Below are 18,111 nucleotides of genomic sequence, written 5' to 3' on the forward strand. Positions count from 1 at the left end.
TTTTGGCGCGCTGTTGACGGACTGGAACGTTCCGTTTGTAGAGGCCCGCGCCTAAGAACGGGCTTTTCCTGCGCCCGCAGGGATGGCACACATCAGGCATGTCAAAGAAAACCTTGAACGCCGCAAATCTTACCTCTCTCGGGGCGGAGCGCCTTGCCGAGCTGTTGATCGACGTCAGTCAGGGCAGTGCTGAAATCAAGCGGCGGTTGCGGCTCGAACTCAGCCATAACCTTGGCCCGCAGGAATTGGCGCGCGATGTGCGCAAGCGGCTGGTATCCTTGCGCAAATCGACAAGCCATGTGAGCTGGCGCAAGCGCGCGGCGCTGGTACGTGACCTGGCGACGCAGGCGGAAATGATCACCGACCGGATCGCCCCAGAGGATGCCTCGCTGGGATTTGACCTGCTGTGGGATTTCATCGCGCTTGCCCCTTCGGTTTATGAGCGGGTCGATGACAGCCGTGGCGAGGTGGGCGATGTGTTCCGCGCCGCACGCGCCCGGTTCGAAGATATCGCGCCGCGCGCGTCACTGGAACCTGAACCCCTGGCCCGCCGGGTATGGGACGCCGTGCGCGACAATGGTTATGGCGAATTCGACGGGATCATCACGCTGCTGGCGCCGTCCCTTGGTGAGACGGGGCTGGCGCAGCTTGGCCAGTTGGTCGATGCCTATGAGGCAGAGCCGCTGGAAGAAGACGCAGACACCCACGCAGCGCTGCAATTTCTGCGCGATCTGCGCAGTGGGCGCGGCAGCTACCTTGCCGACAACAAGGCACGGCTGATCCGCAGCACCCGGCAAGAGATTGCCGAGGCACAGGGCGACACCGACGCTTATATCGCTCAGTATTCCGATCAGGACCTGACCCATCCGCGCATCGCCGCCGATGCAGCACTCCGCCTGCTGGCCGATGGGCGCGCGCAGGACGCGCTCGATCTGCTCGGGCCGCCGGATGGCCAGGAGGATGCCCGTTGGGATCAGGCCTATATCGCCAGTCTTCTGGCGCTGGGGCAGGTGGAAGGGGCGCAGGCGCACCGCTGGAATCGGTTTTGCGCCACGCTGGATCCGGAGTTTCTGCGCGCCTACCTGAAGGTCCTGCCGGATTTCGACGATATTGAGGCCGAGGACCGCGCCAAGGCGTTTGTGCTGCAATACCCGGACGCAAATGCGGCGCTATTGTTCCTGCTCGAGTGGCCAGACCTCAGCCTTGCCGCGCGGCTGATCGAAACCCGCAACGCCGAGCTGAACGGAGATTATTACGAGATCCTGACCCCGGCCGCTGAGGCACTGCGCGACCGGTATCCGCTGGCGGCGGTGCTGTGCTGGCGCGCTATGATCGACTTTGCGTTGGAAAAGGGCCGGGCGAGCCGATACGGCCACGCCGGTGATCACCTGATGGATTGCGCCGCGCTGGACGGTGAAATCTCTGACTATGGAACGTTCCAAAGTCACCTGCGCTATGTCGAAACTCTGCGCGCCCGCCACGACCGCAAGACATCGTTCTGGGCGCGGGTCGGGTAGGCAGGGCGTTCTGCCCGGAACAATTCTGCATCGTTCCAGGCAGCCGTATCAGGACGAGGTCGCCAGAAGGCTCGCGTTGCCGCCCGCTGCCGTGGTGTCGACGCAAAGGTGGCGTTCGATCACATAGCGTTCGGGGGCAATCACCTCGGTCACCAGCGGCAGGATCGGCCCGTCGCGCCGTGACAGGGCGATGCGCAGCGACCGCGTCCAGTCCGACGCCCCCGCCGCCGCAATCACCGCAACCCCCTGCAAGGTTTCCAGTGTTTCGGCATCGACCGTGCCATCCAGTGACACCACAGGGGCACCGGCGGCGGACAGGGCAACGGCCATCGACGACAGCGCCCCCGGCACCACGATCAGCGCGCCACAGCCCGCCCCGGTTGCCTGAATGGCCTGGGCAACGGCGATTTCCACGGTCGGCCCAAGGCACAGCACCATGCCCCTGGGGAACATGCGCAGGCGGTTGCTTTCGCCCGTCGGGCCGGGCAGCGTCTGGGGTGACATATCGAAGGCGGCTGTTTCCGCCAGTGCGCGGCGCACGACCCCGCTGCGCCCGCTAAGCGCTGCACGCAGGACCGAAACCTTGTCCGCCCGCGCCGCCCAGTTGCGCGCGTCGATCTGAGCGAAGGCCAGTTCGATCGCCTGCCGACCCGGGGTGTCGCCAACCGGGGCGGGCGGGTTGTCCACCTTGCCGGTGCGGCGGAACCGGGGGAGGTACAGCGGGCCACCCGCCTTGGGCCCCGTACCAGAAAGCCCCTCTCCGCCAAAGGGTTGGCTGCCGACGATAGCACCGATCTGGTTTCGGTTCACATAGGTGTTGCCGACGTGGATGCGGTCCACAATTTGCTGCACGCGGTCGTCGATCCGGGTGTGCAGGCCAAAGGTCAGCCCGTATTCCCGCGCATTGATCGCATCGACCACCTTGTCGATATCGCGCGCACGGAAGCTCGCCACATGCAGCACGGGGCCAAAAATCTCGCGCTCCATATCCGCGATGCCGTTCACCTTGACCACCGCCGGGGTGACATAGCTGCCACCCGTGGGAGCGGGCAGGGACTTCATCAGCGTGCCCGCTTTTTCGTGTGCTGCGACATAATCCATGATGCCCTGCTGCGCTTCGGCGTCGATCACCGGGGACACGTCAACATCCGTGCGCCACGGGTCGCCAATCACCAGCGACTCCATCGCGCCATAGAGCATCTCAAGCAGTCGGTCGCGCGCCTCGTCCTGGACATAAAGCATGCGCAGCGCGGAACAGCGCTGACCGGCGGACTGGAACGACGAAATCAGGATATCGCGCACCGCCTGTTCGGTCAGCGCGGTGGAATCGACGATCATCGCGTTCAGACCGCCGGTTTCAGCGATCAGCGTGGCATCGGGGTCGGCATTTGCCGCCACAGCCTTGTGGATGATCTGCGCCACCTCGGTTGAGCCGGTGAAACAGACGCCGGCAACGCGCGGATCGCTGGTCAGCGGGCCGCCCACAGTGGGGCCGTCGCCGGGCAGAAGTTGCAGCGCCGCCTCTGGCAGGCCTGCCTCGCGCATCAGCTGAACCGCACGGGCGGCGATGATCGGCGTCTGTTCAGCAGGCTTGGCCAGCACCGTGTTGCCCACGGCCAGCGCCGCCGCCACCTGCCCGGTAAAGATCGCCAGCGGGAAATTCCAGGGGCTGATGCAGACAAATACGCCGCGCGGTTTGCCGGGGTCTTCATCCTCAAGCCGCTCAGCCTCGTTCGCATAATAGCGCAGGAAATCCACCGCTTCGCGCACTTCGGAAATGCCGTCTGGAACGGTCTTACCGGCCTCGCGCGTGGTGATTGCAGTCAGTTCGGCGGTGTTCGCCTCATATAGGTCTGCGACTTTGCGCAGGATGTTCGCACGATCTGACACCGGCACGGCGGACCATTCCTCGAACCCGGCCTGTGCGGCGTCCAGTGCAATGGCGACCTCTGCCGGGGTGGCGTCATGCACGGTGCCAATGACGCGCGTGCTCTCGGCCGGGGACATGACCTGACGCGCCGGACCCTGTGGTGCCGGGTTGCCGACAATCATCGGCCCGCCGGTCCAGGTGGTGTCAGCGAAGGCTTCGCGTGCGGCCAGAAGCGGCAGGATCGAGGCGGGTTCGTTGATCCGGAATCCCTTGGAATTGGAACGTTCCGGCATGAACAGATCGCCCGGCAGTGATATCGTCGGATTGGCGACAACTCCGTTCAGGGCCTGCACTTCGGTCACCGGGTCGGTGGAAATGGTGCTGGAGGGGATCGAGGTGTCGACGATCTGGTTCACAAAGGACGAATTCGCGCCGTTTTCCAGCAGGCGACGCACCAGATAGGCCAGCAGATCGCGGTGCGCGCCAACCGGGGCATAGATCCGGCAACGGGTGCCCTCGGAGTCCTTGACGATGCCGTGCAGGGATTCACCCATGCCATGCAGGCGCTGGAATTCGAAACTGCCCTTGTCATTGCCCGCCATGGCGATCACGGCGGCGCAGGTGTGGGCATTATGGGTGGCGAACTGCGGATAAATCCGGTCGCGCCGATCCATCAGCATCTGCGCACAGGCCATATAGGACGTGTCGGTGTTGACCTTGCGGGTGAACACAGGAAAGCGTTCGACCCCCATTTCCTGCGCCAGCTTGATTTCCGTGTCCCAATAGGCACCCTTGACCAGACGGACCATGATCCGGCGGTCATAGCGCTGCGCCATGTCATAGAGCGTCTCAATCACGGGGGCGGCGCGACGGCCATAGGCCTGCACCACAACGCCGAAACCGTCCCAGCCCGCCAGTGCGGGATCCGACAGCATCGCCTCGATCACATCCAGCGACAGGTCCAGCCGGTCCTGTTCTTCGGCGTCGATGTTGAACCCGATCTTGGCGCGGGCGGCCTGACGGGCCAGATCCAGCGCACGGGGCAGCAGTTCGGCCATCACCGTCGCCTTGTGGGTGTATTCATAGCGCGGGTGCAGCGCCGAGAGTTTTACCGATATCCCGGGGGAAGAGCGCACATCGCCCTTGGACTGCTTGGCAATTGCCGTGATCGCCGATGAATAGGCGGCGTGATAGCGCACCGCATCGGCGTCGGTACGTGCCGCTTCGCCCAACATGTCGTAGGAATAGGTATAGCCCTTCTTCTCCAGCTCGCGGGCGTTCTTCATGCCTTCGTCAATGGTCTGACCCAGCACGAACTGCTTGCCCAGGATCTTCATCGACTGACCCACGGCGGTGCGCACCACCGGCTCGCCAATGCGTTTCACCAGACCGCGCAGCACGCGGGCAGGGGCGCGGGGGTCATCGTCCAGCACGCGACCGGTCAGCATCAGCGCCCAGGTCGAAGCATTGACCAGCGACGATGACGAATGGCCCAGATGCGCACCCCAGTTGGACGGTGCGATCTTGTCCTCGATCAGGTCGTCGATGGTTTCGGCATCCGGCACCCGCAGCAGCGCCTCGGCCAGACACATGAGGCCAACGCCTTCTTCGGTCGAAAGGCCGTATTCGGCCAGAAACGCCTCCATCATCGACGGAGAAGTCTCTTTGCGCACCCGGTCCACATATTGCGCGCCTGCCGCTGCGATCTTGGCACGGTCCTGCTCTGACAGTTTGATCCGGGCGATCAACTCCGCGATCATCGTCGCCTCGTCCGCCGTGTAATTCGCACGCACTTGCTGGCGGAACGGGTTGTCGGTGGCGAAGTCGCCAGTTGCAGCAGCGGTCATGAAGGCTCTCCCGGGTCTGATGTGAACAGGTCCGGACCAGACTGAGGGTCCGTTTCAAGGAACGGTAAACAGATGCTCTACAGTTGCAAGCCTCGCCGCGTAGTGGGCCTAAAATGCAGGAATATCGGAATGGTGTTGGGGAGATTGCAGTGAGTTTGCACTGTCAAAGCCCCATGTTTCAGGTCGTGGCTGACGCGTCCGACGACGCTGAAATCGTGGAATCATCCCGCAGGCTGTTGGCAAGACCTGCGGCAAGTTCAAACAGCTGATCCGCCAGAGGCGTGGATTTGCGCCAGATCATGCCGACCGTGCGGCTGGGCTGCGGGTCGGCAAAGCGGCCGATCACCACCGGCGCCGACCGGGTTTCCACCGCGACCGCCATTTCCGGCAAAAGCGTCACGCCGATCCCCGCGCCGACCATCTGCACAAGCGTGGACAGGGACGAGGCATCAAGCCCGTACTTGGCCCGCCCCCCGGCACGGTCGCAGAAGGACAGCGCCTGATCGCGGAAACAATGGCCTTCTTCCAGCAGCAGCAGGCGCATTTCGCGCAAGCGATCCCGGTCGGGCATCGGGCGGTCGGCCTCATCCCTGTGGCGCACCAGAACAAAGCTTTCGGTGAACAGTTCGACCTCTGTCAGCGTCGGCTCTGACACCGGCAGCGCCACGATGGCGGCATCCAGCGCCCCTTCTTCCAGCTCCTGGATCAGGCGCGGGGTGGTCGTTTCACGGATGTGGATGTCAAGCTCGGGCCAGGTCCGGGTCAGGCTGCGGATCACCGTTGGCACCAGATAGGGCGCAATCGTCGGGATGACCCCGACCCGTAGCCGCCCCGAAAGCCCGCCCTGCGACAGCCGGGCCAGATCGCCCAGTTCGTCGACCTTGCGCAGGATCTCGCGGGCGCGCACCGCAAATTCGGTGCCAAACGGCGTCAGGCGTACCTGCCGTGGACCGCGTTCAAAAAGCGCCACACCCAGAGATGTTTCAAGCTCGCGGATCTGCACCGAAAGCGCCGGCTGTGAAATGGCTGATGCTTCTGCGGCATGGCCAAAGTGAAGGTGACGGGCCAAAGCCTCGAAATATCGGAGTTGTTTCAGGGTGAGTGTGTTCATAAGATAAAGTTATCGACAGCATATCTAAATGCAACTTAAATTAATCGCCGCGACCTGCTATAGGCCCGCCATACGATCAGCAACGCGATGCGAATGGGCCCTGGCCCGCCAACGCATCAGCAGCACTCAGGATACTACGAAGGAGATCCTCATGGACGGAAATGACGCAAGCGCAGGCAAATGCCCGGTGATTCACGGGGCATCAACGCTGCACACCACCAACCGCACCCGGTCGAATCGGGATTGGTGGCCGAACCAGCTGAACCTCAAGATCCTGAACCAGAACGGCCCGCAGACCGACCCGAACGGGGCCGATTTCGACTATGCCGCCGAATTCGCAAAGCTCGACCTTGCCGCGGTCAAGGCCGACCTTACCGCGCTGATGACCGACAGCCAGGATTGGTGGCCCGCGGACTACGGCCACTACGGCCCGTTTTTCGTGCGCATGGCCTGGCACTCGGCCGGCACCTACCGCACCGCCGATGGCCGTGGCGGATCGACCTCGGGTTCGCAGCGATTTGCGCCGCTGAACTCCTGGCCGGACAACGGTAACCTCGACAAGGCACGTCGCCTGCTATGGCCGATCAAGCAGAAGTACGGCAACAGCCTCAGCTGGGCCGACCTGTTCATCCTGACCGGCAACGTCGCGATGGAATCCATGGGCTTCAAGACCTTTGGTTTCGGCGGCGGTCGTGCAGACATCTACGAACCCGAAGAAGACATCTACTGGGGTGTCGAGGACGAATGGCTCGGCAACAAGGACGAGCGTTATGACAAGGGCGAGGACGGCATGGGCCGCTTCCTTGAAAACCCGCTGGCCGCCGTGCAGATGGGCCTGATCTACGTCAACCCCGAAGGTCCCAACGGCAACCCCGATCCGCTCAAATCCGCCTATGACATCCGCGACACCTTTGCCCGGATGGCGATGAACGACGAAGAAACCGTCGCACTGGTTGCCGGTGGTCACACCTTTGGCAAGGCGCACGGTGCGGGCGACGCATCCCTGATGGGTGCCGAACCCGAAGCCGGCGCGATGGAGGATATGGGTTTCGGCTGGAAGAACGCGTTTGAGACCGGCCACGGCGCATATACCACCACCAGCGGCATCGAAGGCGCCTGGAAGCCGAACCCCACCACATGGGACATGGGCTATCTTGAAACCCTGCTGGGCAACGAATGGGAGCTGACGAAATCCCCTGCCGGCGCGCACCAGTGGAAGCCTGCCCACGGCGCCATGGCGGACGCTGTCGAAGACGCCCATCGCCCCGGGGTGCGCCATGCCCCGATGATGACCACCGCCGACCTCGCGCTCAAGATGGACCCGGATTATGCGAAGATTTCGCAGCACTATCTGGAAAACCCGGATGTGTTTGCCGATGCCTATGCCCGCGCCTGGTTCAAGCTGACCCACCGCGACATGGGGCCAAAGGTGCGTTACCTCGGCTCCGAAGTGCCTGCCGAAGATCTGATCTGGCAGGATCCGGTTCCGGCCGCGGATTACGAGCAGATTGATGCCTCGGATGTTGCCGCGCTCAAGGCGCAGCTTCTGGGCAGCGAGCTTACACCCTCTGAACTGGTTCAGACGGCCTGGGCCTCGGCTTCGACTTTCCGTGGGTCTGACAAACGCGGCGGCGCCAATGGCGCGCGCATCCGTCTTGCTCCGCAAAAGGATTGGGAAGCCAACCGCCCGGCGCAGCTGGCCAAGGTGCTAGGAGTGCTCGAAGGCATCAAGGCCTCCTTTGACGCGGCAAATGGCGCGAAAAAGGTCAGCCTTGCCGATCTGATCGTGCTTGGTGGTGTTGCGGCGATCGAAAATGCTGCGGCCGCTGGCGGCAACCCGATCGAGGTGCCGTTCACTCCGGGCCGCACCGATGCGACGCAGGAACAGACCGACGCCGAAAGCTTTGAACCGCTTGAGCCGCGCGCCGATGGGTTCCGTAACTTCCAGGCGACGGATTTCACCGCCTCGCCCGAGGAACTTCTGGTCGATCGCGCCCAGCTTCTGACGCTGACTGCACCCGAAATGACGGTGCTGGTTGGTGGTCTGCGCGCGCTTGATGCCAATGCAGGCGGTGTGCAGCACGGTGTCTTTACCGACCGTCCCGGCACGCTTACCAACGATTTCTTCCGCAATATCCTTGATATGGCGTATGAATGGAAACCGGTCAGCGAAGGTGCCAACACCTATCAGGCCCGTGACCGAAAGACTGGCGAGCCGAAGTGGACCGGTACGCGCTGCGATCTGGTGTTCGGTTCGAACTCCCAGCTGCGCGCGCTCGCCGAAGTCTACGCCCAGGACGACGCTGGCGCGAAATTCGTCAAGGATTTCGTTGCCGCCTGGACCAAGGTCATGGAACTGGACCGCTTCGACCTGAAGTAAGATGGTCACTCCGGGTGCGGCGGTTGATCTCGCATCTGGATCGTTCCAACAAAAGCGGCCGCTCACGCGGCCGCTTTTTCTTTGGTCCCATCGCACCTGCGAAAAGCCCGCCACAAACAAAAACGCCCCGGAGCAGTGCCCGGGGCGTTTGTCATTCCTGCCGCTGGGCGAACAGGTATAGCGTCTTTACTTGCCAGCGATCAGATCGCGAACCTTCTGCGCTGCCGCCTCGGCGGTGATGCCGAAGTGTTCGTACAGCTCTTCCGCCGGGGCAGAGGCGCCAAAGCCCTGCATGCCGACAAATGCCGACTTGTTGGCCTTGCCACGTTCGCCGGACAGCCACTTGTCCCAGCCGAATTGAACGCCTGCCTCGATCGCGACCCGAACCGGACCCGCAGGCAGGACGCGCTTGCGCACGGCTTCGTCCTGCGCCTCGAACAGCTCCCAGCAGGGCATGGACACGACCCGCGTACCGATGCCCTCGGCCTGCAGGATGTCGCGTGCTGCCAGGGCGATGGACACTTCGGAACCGGTCGCCATCAGGATCGCCTGACGCTTGCCTTCCGCTTCGGCCAGAACATAGGCACCCTGCGCCACCATGTTGGTGTTCTTGTGCGTCGTGCGCACTGTCGGCAGGTTCTGACGCGACAGCGCCAGCACCGACGGCGTTGTGGTCGTGGTCAGCGCAATTTCCCAGGCTTCAGCGGTTTCCACCGTATCGGCGGGGCGGAACACATAGGTGTTGGGCGTGGCGCGTGAAATCGCCAGATGCTCGACCGGCTGGTGGGTCGGGCCGTCTTCGCCCAGACCGATGGAATCATGCGTCATCACGAATACCGTCGGCACCTGCATCAGCGCCGCCAGACGCATTGCGGGGCGGGCGTAGTCGGTGAAACACATGAACGTGCCGCCATAGGGGCGCACGCCGCCGTGCAGCGCCATGCCGTTCATCGCCGCCGCCATGCCGTGTTCACGGATTCCGTAATAGACATAGCGCCCGCCACGGTTTTCGACGTCAAAGACGCCCATATCCTTGGTCAGCGTGTTGTTCGAACCCGTCAGGTCGGCAGACCCACCCACGGTTTCCGGCATCAGCGGGTTCACGACCTCCAGCACCATTTCGGACGATTTGCGCGTCGCCACCGAAGGTGCGGCTTCCGAAATCTGCTTTTTCAGCGCCTTGATCGTCGCGCTCAGCTTTTTCGGTGCTTCACCGGCAAGCTGACGGTTGAACTCGACCTGCTTGGTCTGGGATTGCGCCTCAAAGCGTTCTTCCCAGGCGCGGCGGGTATCGGCACCGCGTGCGCCAATCGCTTCCCACTGCGCCTTGACGTCTGCGGGTACCTCGAACGGGCCGGTGGTCCAGCCATAGACGGCCTTTGCGGCGGCCATCTGGGCGGCGTCGGTCAGCGCGCCATGCCCCTTGGACGTATCCTGCGCCGCGTGGCCCAGAGCAATATGCGTCTTGCAGGCGATCATCGACGGCGTGTCGGTCTTTTTCGCCGCCGTGATGGCCGCATCAATCGCCGCGGCATCATGCCCGTCGATTTCCTGCACATCCCAGCCGGCAGCCTTGAAACGGCCAACCTGATCGCTGCGGTCCGACAGCGAAACCTTGCCGTCGATGGTGATGTCGTTGTTGTCCCAGAACACGATCAGCTTGGACAGCTTGTGGCGTCCGGCGATGCCGATGGCCTCGTGGCTCACACCTTCCATCAGGCAGCCGTCACCGGCCATGACATAGGTATAGTGATCGACGATCTTGGCACCGAAACGGGCGCGCTGGATCTCTTCGGCCATGGCGAAACCGACCGAATTGGAAATACCCTGACCCAGCGGGCCGGTTGTCGTTTCAATCGCGGTGGCGTGGGTGTTTTCCGGGTGGCCTGCGGTGCGGGCACCCAGCTGGCGGAAATTCTTGACTTCTTCCAGCGTGATTTCCGCATCGCCCACAAGGTAGAGCAGCGAATAGATCAGCATCGAACCATGGCCCGCCGACAGGATGAACCGGTCGCGGTCAGGCCATGTCGGGTTGGCGGCGTCAAATTTCAGATGATTGCCAAAAAGCACGGTTGCAACGTCGGCCATGCCCATCGGCATGCCAGAGTGGCCGGACTTTGCGGCGGCAACGGCGTCCAGCGTCAGGGCGCGAATGGCGGCTGCCTTCATCCAGTGTTCGGGGTTCTTGGCTTTGATCGCGTCTATATCCACGGGAAGCGGTCCTTTTAAGGGGTGTCGGCATGCTCAATACCAGCGTGACGGCGAAGATCAAGCGCGCCCCATAAGGCCTTGACACATAAGGGGGCGCAATTTCACGTTTGGCTTGGTAAACTTGCATCCAACAGAGCCTGAGCGATTCGCGGGAATACCGGTGCAACAGGTTTGATAGGCAGAGCAGAGGGCAAAATATGACCCAGATTGAAGAACTGGAGCGGCGGATCACTGCTGCGCTGGACCGGATCGCGCAGGGCGTCGAAGCTCTTGATAACGCGCCAGCGCCAGTGCCAGAGGAACCTGAGCCCGAAGTGCCGATGGCCGAGCCGGATGCGCCGACCGCCGAGGTTGATACCGCTGAGCTGGAATCCCTGCGTGACGCGCTGAACGACGAAAAGGTCGCCAATGCCCAGCTCGAAGAGCGGCTGAGCGCGGTACGCGCCAAACAGGAAAGCGGCGTCAAGGATCTGCACGCCCAGGTCGCCAAGCAACGCGAATCCCTTGGTGCGCTGGATCTGGACCTGCAACACCTGCGCCGGGCCAACGACATGCTGGTCAACACCATTCAGGAATTGCGCACGGCGTTGGAAGAAAACGTCGGTGAACCGAATCTGATCAACAAGGCCATGCTGGCCGAGCTTGAATCCCTGCGCGCCGCGCGCACAGCCGAGGCGGCCGAAGCCCGTGCCGTGCTTGACGCGCTGGAACCGCTTCTGGTCGAGGCCAGCAACAATCCGGCAGAGGAGAGCGCCTGATGCCCGAAGTTCCTATCTACATCGGCGGCCGCACCTTTGAAGTCGCCTGTCAGGAAGGCGAAGAACAGTACCTGCAATCGGCCGCCCGCATGCTCGACACCGAAGCATCGGTGCTGGTTGACCAGATTGGCCGTGTCCCGGAAACCCGGATGCTGTTGATGGCGGGTCTGATGCTGGCGGACAAGACGGCCAGCCTCGAGGATCAGCTGCGCGAAAGCGAAGATCGTGCCGCGGGACTCGAGGATGAGTTGCGCGCCCTGCGCGAGGCACCGGCCCCCGAACCCGAACGTATCGAAGTGCCGGTGATCCCGTCCGAAGTCACGGATTCCCTCGCCGAGATCGCCGCAAGGGCCGAAGCCCTGGCGGAAGAGATCGAAGAAAAATCCTCTGATCGGGCTTAGTGTCTTCGTGTCAGCGTGCTGAGTGGCTTACTGACACGCGCCTCGCTCTGAAACATTGTCACAAAACGAAAAACGCCGCCCGGATGGGGCGGCGTCAAATCGATCTTGTCCGCAGTGATCAGCCGTTGGCTTCGCGGATCTTGTTCGCGGCGTCCTTGTCGTAGGTTATGCCACTGGTTTCGAACAGCTGGTCAAGTTCGCCAGACAGGGTCATCTCGGTGATGATGTCGCAACCGCCGACGAATTCGCCTTTGACGTAAAGCTGCGGGATTGTCGGCCAGTCAGAAAAATCCTTGATGCCCTGACGGATGTCGGCATCCTCAAGCACGTTCACATCGGCGAATTCCACGCCCATGTAGTTCAGCACGCCGGCAACACGGCTTGAAAAACCGCACTGGGGCATGGATTTGGTGCCCTTCATGAACATCACGACATCGTTTGCTTTGACCAGATCTTCGATGCGGGTCTTGGTATCAGTCATCCATCTTCTCCATACGTTCGCGGCGCTTCTTCTCAGCGCGTATATAGGGCTGAAGTGCGCCGTAAGTGATAACGCCGACCAAGGCAAAGGCGCCTATGATCGGCCATGTGTCGGCAAGCAGGGCCATGGGTCAGTCCGGGGCCTTGGTGGTCAGCGCCAGCGCGTGCAGCGCACCGCTCGGGCCATCCATCTGCGCCTTGAGCGCGGCATAGACCGCGCGTTGCTGCTGGACCCGGTTCTTGCCGCGAAACGACTCGTCGATCACTTCGGCGGCGTAATGATTTCCATCGCCCGCAAGGTCGGTGATGGTGATCTTTGCCGCCGGAAATTCGGCGCGGATCAGGTCTTCGATTTCCTGTGCCTCAATGGCCATGGGTCCGGGCTCCGTTGTCCTGTGTCTTTAGCAGATGTAAGCGCGCCGCCGCGTGGGTGCAAGCGGTGGCGTGGGGTAGGTGGGTTTTGTCACGTTCCAAAACCACGGGATGCGCCCGCGTCAGGCGTCAGACGCGGATCCATGGCTAGGCACTGTTTCTCAGGCAGCCAGATCGACCCAGACCGGCACATGGTCCGACGGTTTTTCGCGCCCGCGCACATGTTTGTCGATCTCGCAGTTTGTCAGCATATCGGCGCAGGCGGGACTTAGCAGGAAATGGTCGATGCGGATGCCGTTGTTGCGGTTCCAGGCACCGGCCTGATAATCCCAGAACGAATAATGCCCGGGGCCTTGCGTGCGGGCGCGGAATGCCTCGGTGAATCCAAGGTTCAGGATGCGGCGGAATGCGGCGCGGGTTTGTGGCAGGTAAAGCGCGTCTTCTTCCCAGGCCTTGGGGTTGGCGGCGTCCTCAGGCTGGGGGATCACGTTGTAATCGCCCGCCATCAGGGTCGGCATTTCGTCGGCCAGAATCTCCTGCGCGCGGGTTTCAAGCCGCTTCATCCAGCCTAATTTATAATCGTATTTCGGCCCCGGTGCCGGATTTCCGTTGGGCAGATACAGCCCGCAGATCCGAACAGGATGACTATCACCCATCACAACCGCCTCGATCCAGCGCGCCTGTTCGTCGGATTCGTCCCCGGGCAGACCGCGGCGCACGTCCTCCAGCGGCAGTTTCGACAGAATCGCCACCCCGTTGAAACCCTTCTGACCGTGCGTCTCCACGTTGTAGCCACGATCCTCGAACAGCTCGCGGGGGAAGTTTTCGTCCACGGATTTGATTTCCTGGAGCAGGGCAACATCCGGCTGCGCCTCATCCAGCCAGGTGGTCAAGGCCTCAATTCTGGCCTTCACACCGTTGATGTTGAAACTGGCGATTTTCATAGAGCCCCCCTGATGCTGCTGCGCATCTATCCCTGATCAACCAATTACTGACAAGCCATCGATCCGAATCATTCTGGGAATCCAGTCGTTAATTTTGGGTCAATTTGTGATTCTCCTGTCCGGATTCCGGAGATTCAAGACGCTGATGTGAGGCAGGTCAGGGTCACTTTTGTACCATTTTGTGTCGCCCAAAAACTTTTTTTTGGGGCTGTGGATAACTTTGGGAAAACTCGCAGGATCTAACCTCTAAGTCACTGAATTCATGTGGATAAGAGCGGTTGATAACACGCATGTCGAGAAAAATGATTTTGCCAATCAATTTCGACGTGCAAGCGTTAAGAGGCAAATTAGCATCACCCAAACCCCTGGAGGTTCACCATGTCGGCACAACTCAAGCTCACCAACATTCAACACTTCGTTAACGTCTCCGAACGCACCAAATCGGCAAGCCTGCATGGCGGCGAGGCCTGCGATCTGTTCACTTCCGGCTCCGCTCCGGCCACATCGATCGATGCGCTTCTCGGCGATGCAACCGGCCTGTTCACATCCGGTTCCGCACCACGCTCCAGCCAGACGCTGAGCGGCGACGCGGTCGAGATGTTCACGTCCGGTTCTGCACCTGCAGGCACCAAAGCTTCGGTCGGCGACGCAGTCGAAATGTTTACATCAGGGTCCGCGCCTTCCGGTAGCAAAGCAGCCACAGGCGACGCTGTCGAGATGTTTACGTCGGGTTCGGCACCTGCTGGCACCAAGGCGACCACCGGCGACGCGGTCGAGATGTTCACTTCGGGCTCGGCTCCTGCTGGCACCAAGGCGACAACCGGCGATGCGGTCGAGATGTTCACTTCGGGCTCGGCTCCTGCTGGCACCAAGGCAACCACCGGCGACGCTGTCGAGATGTTCACTTCGGGCTCCGCACCTTCCGGCACCAAGGCGACCACCGGCGACGCGGTCGAGATGTTCACGTCGGGCTCGGCTCCTGCTGGCACCAAGGCGACAACCGGCGATGCGGTCGAGATGTTCACTTCGGGTTCCGCACCTTCCGGCACCAAAGCGACCACAGGCGATGCGGTTGAGATGTTCACCTCGGGTTCGGCACCTGCTGGCACCAAGGCGACCACCGGCGACGCGGTCGAGATGTTCACTTCGGGTTCCGCACCTTCCGGCACCAAGGCGACAACCGGCGATGCGGTTGAGATGTTCACCTCGGGTTCGGCTCCTGCTGGCACCAAGGCGACAACCGGCGATGCGGTCGAGATGTTCACTTCGGGTTCCGCACCTTCCGGCACCAAAGCGACCACAGGCGATGCGGTTGAGATGTTCACCTCGGGTTCGGCACCTGCTGGCACCAAGGCGACCACCGGCGACGCGGTCGAGATGTTCACTTCGGGTTCCGCACCTTCCGGCACCAAGGCGACAACCGGCGATGCGGTTGAGATGTTCACTTCGGGCTCGGCTCCTGCTGGCACCAAGGCGACAACCGGCGACGCGGTTGAGATGTTCACTTCGGGCTCGGCTCCTGCTGGCACCAAGGCAACCACCGGCGACGCGGTCGAGATGTTCACTTCCGGCTCCGCACCCAAGAAGGCTGCCAAGTCCGTGGCTGGCGAAGGCACTGCGCTCTTCACCTCCGGTTCATAAGACATCGCGCAAAGATCGGGGCGGGCCGTCGGCCCTGCCTGTAATAGACAAGGGAAAATGACCGTGAACAATGTCATCCAACTGAACGTACCCCCCCGACTGTCCCCGCAAGATGCGCGTTACGGCGCGCTTCTCGCGAGCTTCGCCCTCGACCGGCGGACAGGTGACGACGTCTTCTGGCTCAAGGAAAACGCCGAAGTCCTGAACATCCTGGAATGCACCGGCTCTGAGTTGTCACAGGGCGCTCTCTCTGCCCACCAGGGATTTTACGATACTGTCGAACAACGCCTCAGCTTCTTCCCGCAGTACTACCGCTTCCTTCTGTCCATCACACTTGACCTCGAAGATCTTGGCATGCCCGGCAACAAGGGCGCGCAGCTGGTCGACTGGGCCGTGGATCAGAACCTTGCACAGGCCGAACTGTCCGACCTCCAGCGCATGGAAGCGCGCCGCCTGATGGCACGCCGGGGCCGCGATCCGCTCCCCACTGACAGCGGGCTGAACGACCGGGTCCGTGATTTTATCAACCGCTCACAGACCTTTACGCTGCCCAACAAGAAAGCAGCGTACGAGCTGACCCACGCCGTGTTTTACCTGAGCGAGTATGGCCGCCACGATCCGCAACTGGATGCGGGGGCCCGTACAAGCCTGCATTTCGCCGGTCTTCTGGCCTATCTTGACCAGAACGCCGACCTGCTGGCCGAAATCTGCGTCGCCATGGCCTTTGCGGGCGAAGAGGTGCCAAACCTCTGGACCGACTGGCTCGACCGCGAAACGCACCTCTTTACAGTGACCAATGACGAATATGTCAGTGTGAATGACGACTACCACGAATTCCTGGTCTGCCACTGGCATCAGGCGGTGACCGGCGCGCCGATCTTCAAGGCCGCCATCGGCCCGGGCCGGATGCGGTTTGACCGCTCTGACCTGCGCAGCGCACCGCTTCGCGAAATTTCGGAATGCATGTTCCGGATGGAAGAGGCCCGTTCCGGCGACTGGACCCGGATGCGCGGATTGATGGAGGCGCAATTGTCACCAGAGGCCATGAACGTCGTGTGCCGCGCCGAAGAAGACTCCCAGTTCGAAGCCTTCTTTCACGGCTTTGCCCGTGTCGATCAGATCGGAGTATCTGCATGAAGACGGCCGCCGCTCCGCTCGGGGCGGCTCTCGTCGCGCTGTACACGCTGATGATCTCGGGCGCGGACGGGATCACCAAGCTGATCTCCCAGGGCTACGCGGCACCGCAACTCTTCGCCCTGTCCGCGGCGATGGTGCTGGCGCTGACATGGACGGCAAGCCGCACAACACGCGCCGGGGCAGGGGGATTGCGCACCCGCGCCCCCCGGGTCATGGCCCTGCGATCGGGTCTGACGGTTCTGGCCTGCATCGGGTTTTTCAAGGCGTTCCATTCGCTGCCCTTCGCGGATGTGTTCCTGTTCATCGCCCTTATGCCGGTGATCGCTGCCATCCTCAGCGGTCCGACACTGGGCGAACCGCTGCGCCGCGAAGCGGTGGCGGCACTGGGGCTTGGCACGCTGGGTCTGTTCTGCCTGATGCCCGACGGCCTTTCCGCCGCACAGCCCGGACATGCCTGGGCGCTGATGGCGGCGGTGACCGGGACCGGTTCCATGCTTTGCGCGCGCCACATCGGGCGGATCGAAACCAACGCGCTGGCGCAGGTCTTCTATCCCAACCTTGCCATTCTGGTGGTGATGGGGCTGGCGCTGCCCTTTGTGTGGCGCCCGATGAGCCTGACCGACTTCGGCTGGGTCGCGTGTTACGCACTGTTCCTGTTTGGCGCCCGCTGGGTGGTGACAATCGCCCTGCGCCTGCTGCCCGCCTATGTGGCAACGGCCCTGATGAACCTGCAATTTGTCTGGATGGTGCTGATCGGCTTTGTCGCCTTTGGCGAGGTTCCGAATATCGGCAGTCTGACAGGTGTGGCCTTGGTCATTGCCTCGGGGCTCTGGCTGGTGATGGCAGAACATATGCCGCGCGAAACCTCAGCCGCGGCGCAGGCCTGAACCGGTTCGACAGTGAGGGGCCAGCCCCTCACACTCCCCGGAGTATTTTCGGACAGATGAAATGGTCAAAGGCGCTCGGTTCTCACCTGTCCCTAAATACGCCCGCCGGAGGCTTTGGGCCGCAGGCGAGGCAGACTTACATTGAGAAGCTCGTGCCGCAGCCGCAGGAGGCGGTTGCATTTGGGTTTTCGATCACGAACCGCGCGCCGATCAGCTCTTCGGTGAAATCGATCACCGCGTTCGCTAGGAACGGAAGCGATATCTTGTCGACGACAACGCTCTGCCCCTGACCGCTCAGGACAAGATCGTCGTCTTCGGGCACATCAAGCTTGATCTCGTACTGGAATCCCGAACATCCGCCGCCTTCGACGGCGACGCGCAGCACCTTGCCGTCGGCATCCGCGCCAATCTCGGCCAGCCGGGCGAATGCGCGTTCGGTGACTTTGGGCGGCAGTTGCATGACCAGTCCTCTCATGGTGTTTCTTTCCGTGGTTGTCTCTAATATACGTATGCGCGGGACAACCGACAAGGACCGGACGTTAACCACCGGCCAGA

The 18,111-nt window shown here is 62.2% G+C and carries 15 protein-coding genes; 7 read left to right on the forward strand and 8 right to left on the reverse strand.

Annotation, left to right across the window (positions count from 1 at the left end; translation table 11 throughout):
- Positions 1-98 precede the first annotated feature (98 nt).
- Positions 99-1,517, forward strand: a complete 1,419-nt coding sequence (locus tag CHB75_RS13025; protein WP_089271143.1) for a DUF6880 family protein — start codon at positions 99-101, stop codon at positions 1,515-1,517.
- A 48-nt stretch (positions 1,518-1,565) separates the two neighbouring features.
- Here CHB75_RS13025 and putA read toward each other — a convergent pair whose 3' ends face one another.
- Together putA and CHB75_RS13035 are read right to left on the reverse strand one after the other, a co-directional pair.
- Entirely contained in the window at positions 1,566-5,234 is a 3,669-nt protein-coding gene (putA, locus tag CHB75_RS13030; protein WP_089271145.1) for a bifunctional proline dehydrogenase/L-glutamate gamma-semialdehyde dehydrogenase PutA, read from the reverse strand.
- 178 nt (positions 5,235-5,412) lie between these two features.
- On the reverse strand, positions 5,413-6,345 hold the full coding sequence (locus tag CHB75_RS13035) for a LysR substrate-binding domain-containing protein (RefSeq protein WP_089271147.1): 933 nt from the start codon (positions 6,343-6,345) through the stop codon (positions 5,413-5,415).
- Between the two features lie 151 nt (positions 6,346-6,496).
- Here CHB75_RS13035 and katG point away from each other — a divergent pair, with 151 nt between their 5' ends.
- The gene (gene katG / locus CHB75_RS13040) at positions 6,497-8,725 is read left to right on the forward strand and encodes a catalase/peroxidase HPI (protein WP_089271149.1); all 2,229 of its coding nucleotides are present in this window, start codon (positions 6,497-6,499) and stop codon (positions 8,723-8,725) included.
- 186 nt (positions 8,726-8,911) lie between these two features.
- On the opposite strand, the gene tkt is transcribed toward katG, so the two are convergent.
- Entirely contained in the window at positions 8,912-10,894 is a 1,983-nt protein-coding gene (tkt, locus tag CHB75_RS13050) for a transketolase (protein ID WP_425439502.1), read from the reverse strand.
- A gap of 239 nt (positions 10,895-11,133) precedes the next feature.
- Between tkt and CHB75_RS13055 the strand changes: the two genes are divergently transcribed.
- Both CHB75_RS13055 and CHB75_RS13060 read left to right on the forward strand, forming a co-directional pair.
- A complete protein-coding gene (locus tag CHB75_RS13055) occupies positions 11,134-11,694 on the forward strand; it encodes a hypothetical protein (protein ID WP_089271155.1) in 561 nt (186 codons plus the stop codon).
- Positions 11,694-12,095 carry a cell division protein ZapA gene (locus CHB75_RS13060; RefSeq protein ID WP_089271157.1) on the forward strand — a complete coding sequence of 134 codons (402 nt, stop codon included), beginning with the start codon at positions 11,694-11,696 and terminating at the stop codon, positions 12,093-12,095. The genes CHB75_RS13055 and CHB75_RS13060 overlap by 1 nt, the downstream gene beginning before the upstream one ends.
- 118 nt (positions 12,096-12,213) lie before the next feature.
- Here CHB75_RS13060 and grxD read toward each other — a convergent pair whose 3' ends face one another.
- The 4 genes from grxD to xth all read right to left on the reverse strand — a co-directional run bounded on the left by grxD (position 12,214) and on the right by xth (position 13,891).
- A complete protein-coding gene (grxD, locus tag CHB75_RS13065) occupies positions 12,214-12,576 on the reverse strand; it encodes a Grx4 family monothiol glutaredoxin (RefSeq protein WP_089271159.1) in 363 nt (120 codons plus the stop codon).
- The gene (locus CHB75_RS22370; RefSeq protein ID WP_281253218.1) at positions 12,569-12,703 is read right to left on the reverse strand and encodes a hypothetical protein; all 135 of its coding nucleotides are present in this window, start codon (positions 12,701-12,703) and stop codon (positions 12,569-12,571) included. Before CHB75_RS22370 ends, grxD begins: the two co-directional genes overlap by 8 nt.
- Positions 12,704-12,706: 3 nt before the next feature.
- On the reverse strand, positions 12,707-12,949 hold the full coding sequence (locus CHB75_RS13070; RefSeq protein WP_089271161.1) for a BolA/IbaG family iron-sulfur metabolism protein: 243 nt from the start codon (positions 12,947-12,949) through the stop codon (positions 12,707-12,709).
- Between the two features lie 159 nt (positions 12,950-13,108).
- Positions 13,109-13,891, reverse strand: coding sequence for an exodeoxyribonuclease III (gene xth, locus CHB75_RS13075; protein ID WP_089271163.1), 783 nt, complete (start codon positions 13,889-13,891; stop codon positions 13,109-13,111).
- Positions 13,892-14,269: 378 nt separating this feature from the next.
- Here xth and CHB75_RS21680 point away from each other — a divergent pair, with 378 nt between their 5' ends.
- The 3 genes from CHB75_RS21680 to CHB75_RS13090 all read left to right on the forward strand — a co-directional run bounded on the left by CHB75_RS21680 (position 14,270) and on the right by CHB75_RS13090 (position 17,556).
- On the forward strand, positions 14,270-15,532 hold the full coding sequence (locus CHB75_RS21680) for a DUF6749 family protein (RefSeq protein ID WP_176439132.1): 1,263 nt from the start codon (positions 14,270-14,272) through the stop codon (positions 15,530-15,532).
- Positions 15,533-15,595: 63 nt separating this feature from the next.
- The gene (locus tag CHB75_RS13085; RefSeq protein ID WP_089271238.1) at positions 15,596-16,669 is read left to right on the forward strand and encodes a DUF6902 family protein; all 1,074 of its coding nucleotides are present in this window, start codon (positions 15,596-15,598) and stop codon (positions 16,667-16,669) included.
- Positions 16,666-17,556, forward strand: coding sequence for a DMT family transporter (locus CHB75_RS13090; protein WP_089271164.1), 891 nt, complete (start codon positions 16,666-16,668; stop codon positions 17,554-17,556). The genes CHB75_RS13085 and CHB75_RS13090 overlap by 4 nt, the downstream gene beginning before the upstream one ends.
- 136 nt (positions 17,557-17,692) lie before the next feature.
- On the opposite strand, the gene CHB75_RS13095 is transcribed toward CHB75_RS13090, so the two are convergent.
- On the reverse strand, positions 17,693-18,016 hold the full coding sequence (locus tag CHB75_RS13095; RefSeq protein WP_089271166.1) for a HesB/IscA family protein: 324 nt from the start codon (positions 18,014-18,016) through the stop codon (positions 17,693-17,695).
- Positions 18,017-18,111: the final 95 nt, after the last annotated feature.

Source organism: Puniceibacterium sediminis (genome assembly GCF_900188035.1).
Lineage (GTDB): Bacteria > Pseudomonadota > Alphaproteobacteria > Rhodobacterales > Rhodobacteraceae > Puniceibacterium > Puniceibacterium sediminis.

What these genes read in the sequence shown, in the direction of transcription:
- CHB75_RS13025 (WP_089271143.1), top strand. Translation starts at nt 99, where the DNA reads ATGTCAAAGAAAACCTTGAACGCCGCAAATCTTACCTCTCTCGGGGCG.
- putA (WP_089271145.1), bottom strand. Translation starts at nt 5,234, where the DNA reads ATGACCGCTGCTGCAACTGGCGACTTCGCCACCGACAACCCGTTCCGC.
- CHB75_RS13035 (WP_089271147.1), bottom strand. Translation starts at nt 6,345, where the DNA reads ATGAACACACTCACCCTGAAACAACTCCGATATTTCGAGGCTTTGGCC.
- katG (WP_089271149.1), top strand. Translation starts at nt 6,497, where the DNA reads ATGGACGGAAATGACGCAAGCGCAGGCAAATGCCCGGTGATTCACGGG.
- tkt (WP_425439502.1), bottom strand. Translation starts at nt 10,894, where the DNA reads ATGAAGGCAGCCGCCATTCGCGCCCTGACGCTGGACGCCGTTGCCGCC.
- CHB75_RS13055 (WP_089271155.1), top strand. Translation starts at nt 11,134, where the DNA reads ATGACCCAGATTGAAGAACTGGAGCGGCGGATCACTGCTGCGCTGGAC.
- CHB75_RS13060 (WP_089271157.1), top strand. Translation starts at nt 11,694, where the DNA reads ATGCCCGAAGTTCCTATCTACATCGGCGGCCGCACCTTTGAAGTCGCC.
- grxD (WP_089271159.1), bottom strand. Translation starts at nt 12,576, where the DNA reads ATGACTGATACCAAGACCCGCATCGAAGATCTGGTCAAAGCAAACGAT.
- CHB75_RS22370 (WP_281253218.1), bottom strand. Translation starts at nt 12,703, where the DNA reads ATGGCCCTGCTTGCCGACACATGGCCGATCATAGGCGCCTTTGCCTTG.
- CHB75_RS13070 (WP_089271161.1), bottom strand. Translation starts at nt 12,949, where the DNA reads ATGGCCATTGAGGCACAGGAAATCGAAGACCTGATCCGCGCCGAATTT.
- xth (WP_089271163.1), bottom strand. Translation starts at nt 13,891, where the DNA reads ATGAAAATCGCCAGTTTCAACATCAACGGTGTGAAGGCCAGAATTGAG.
- CHB75_RS21680 (WP_176439132.1), top strand. Translation starts at nt 14,270, where the DNA reads ATGTCGGCACAACTCAAGCTCACCAACATTCAACACTTCGTTAACGTC.
- CHB75_RS13090 (WP_089271164.1), top strand. Translation starts at nt 16,666, where the DNA reads ATGAAGACGGCCGCCGCTCCGCTCGGGGCGGCTCTCGTCGCGCTGTAC.
- CHB75_RS13095 (WP_089271166.1), bottom strand. Translation starts at nt 18,016, where the DNA reads ATGCAACTGCCGCCCAAAGTCACCGAACGCGCATTCGCCCGGCTGGCC.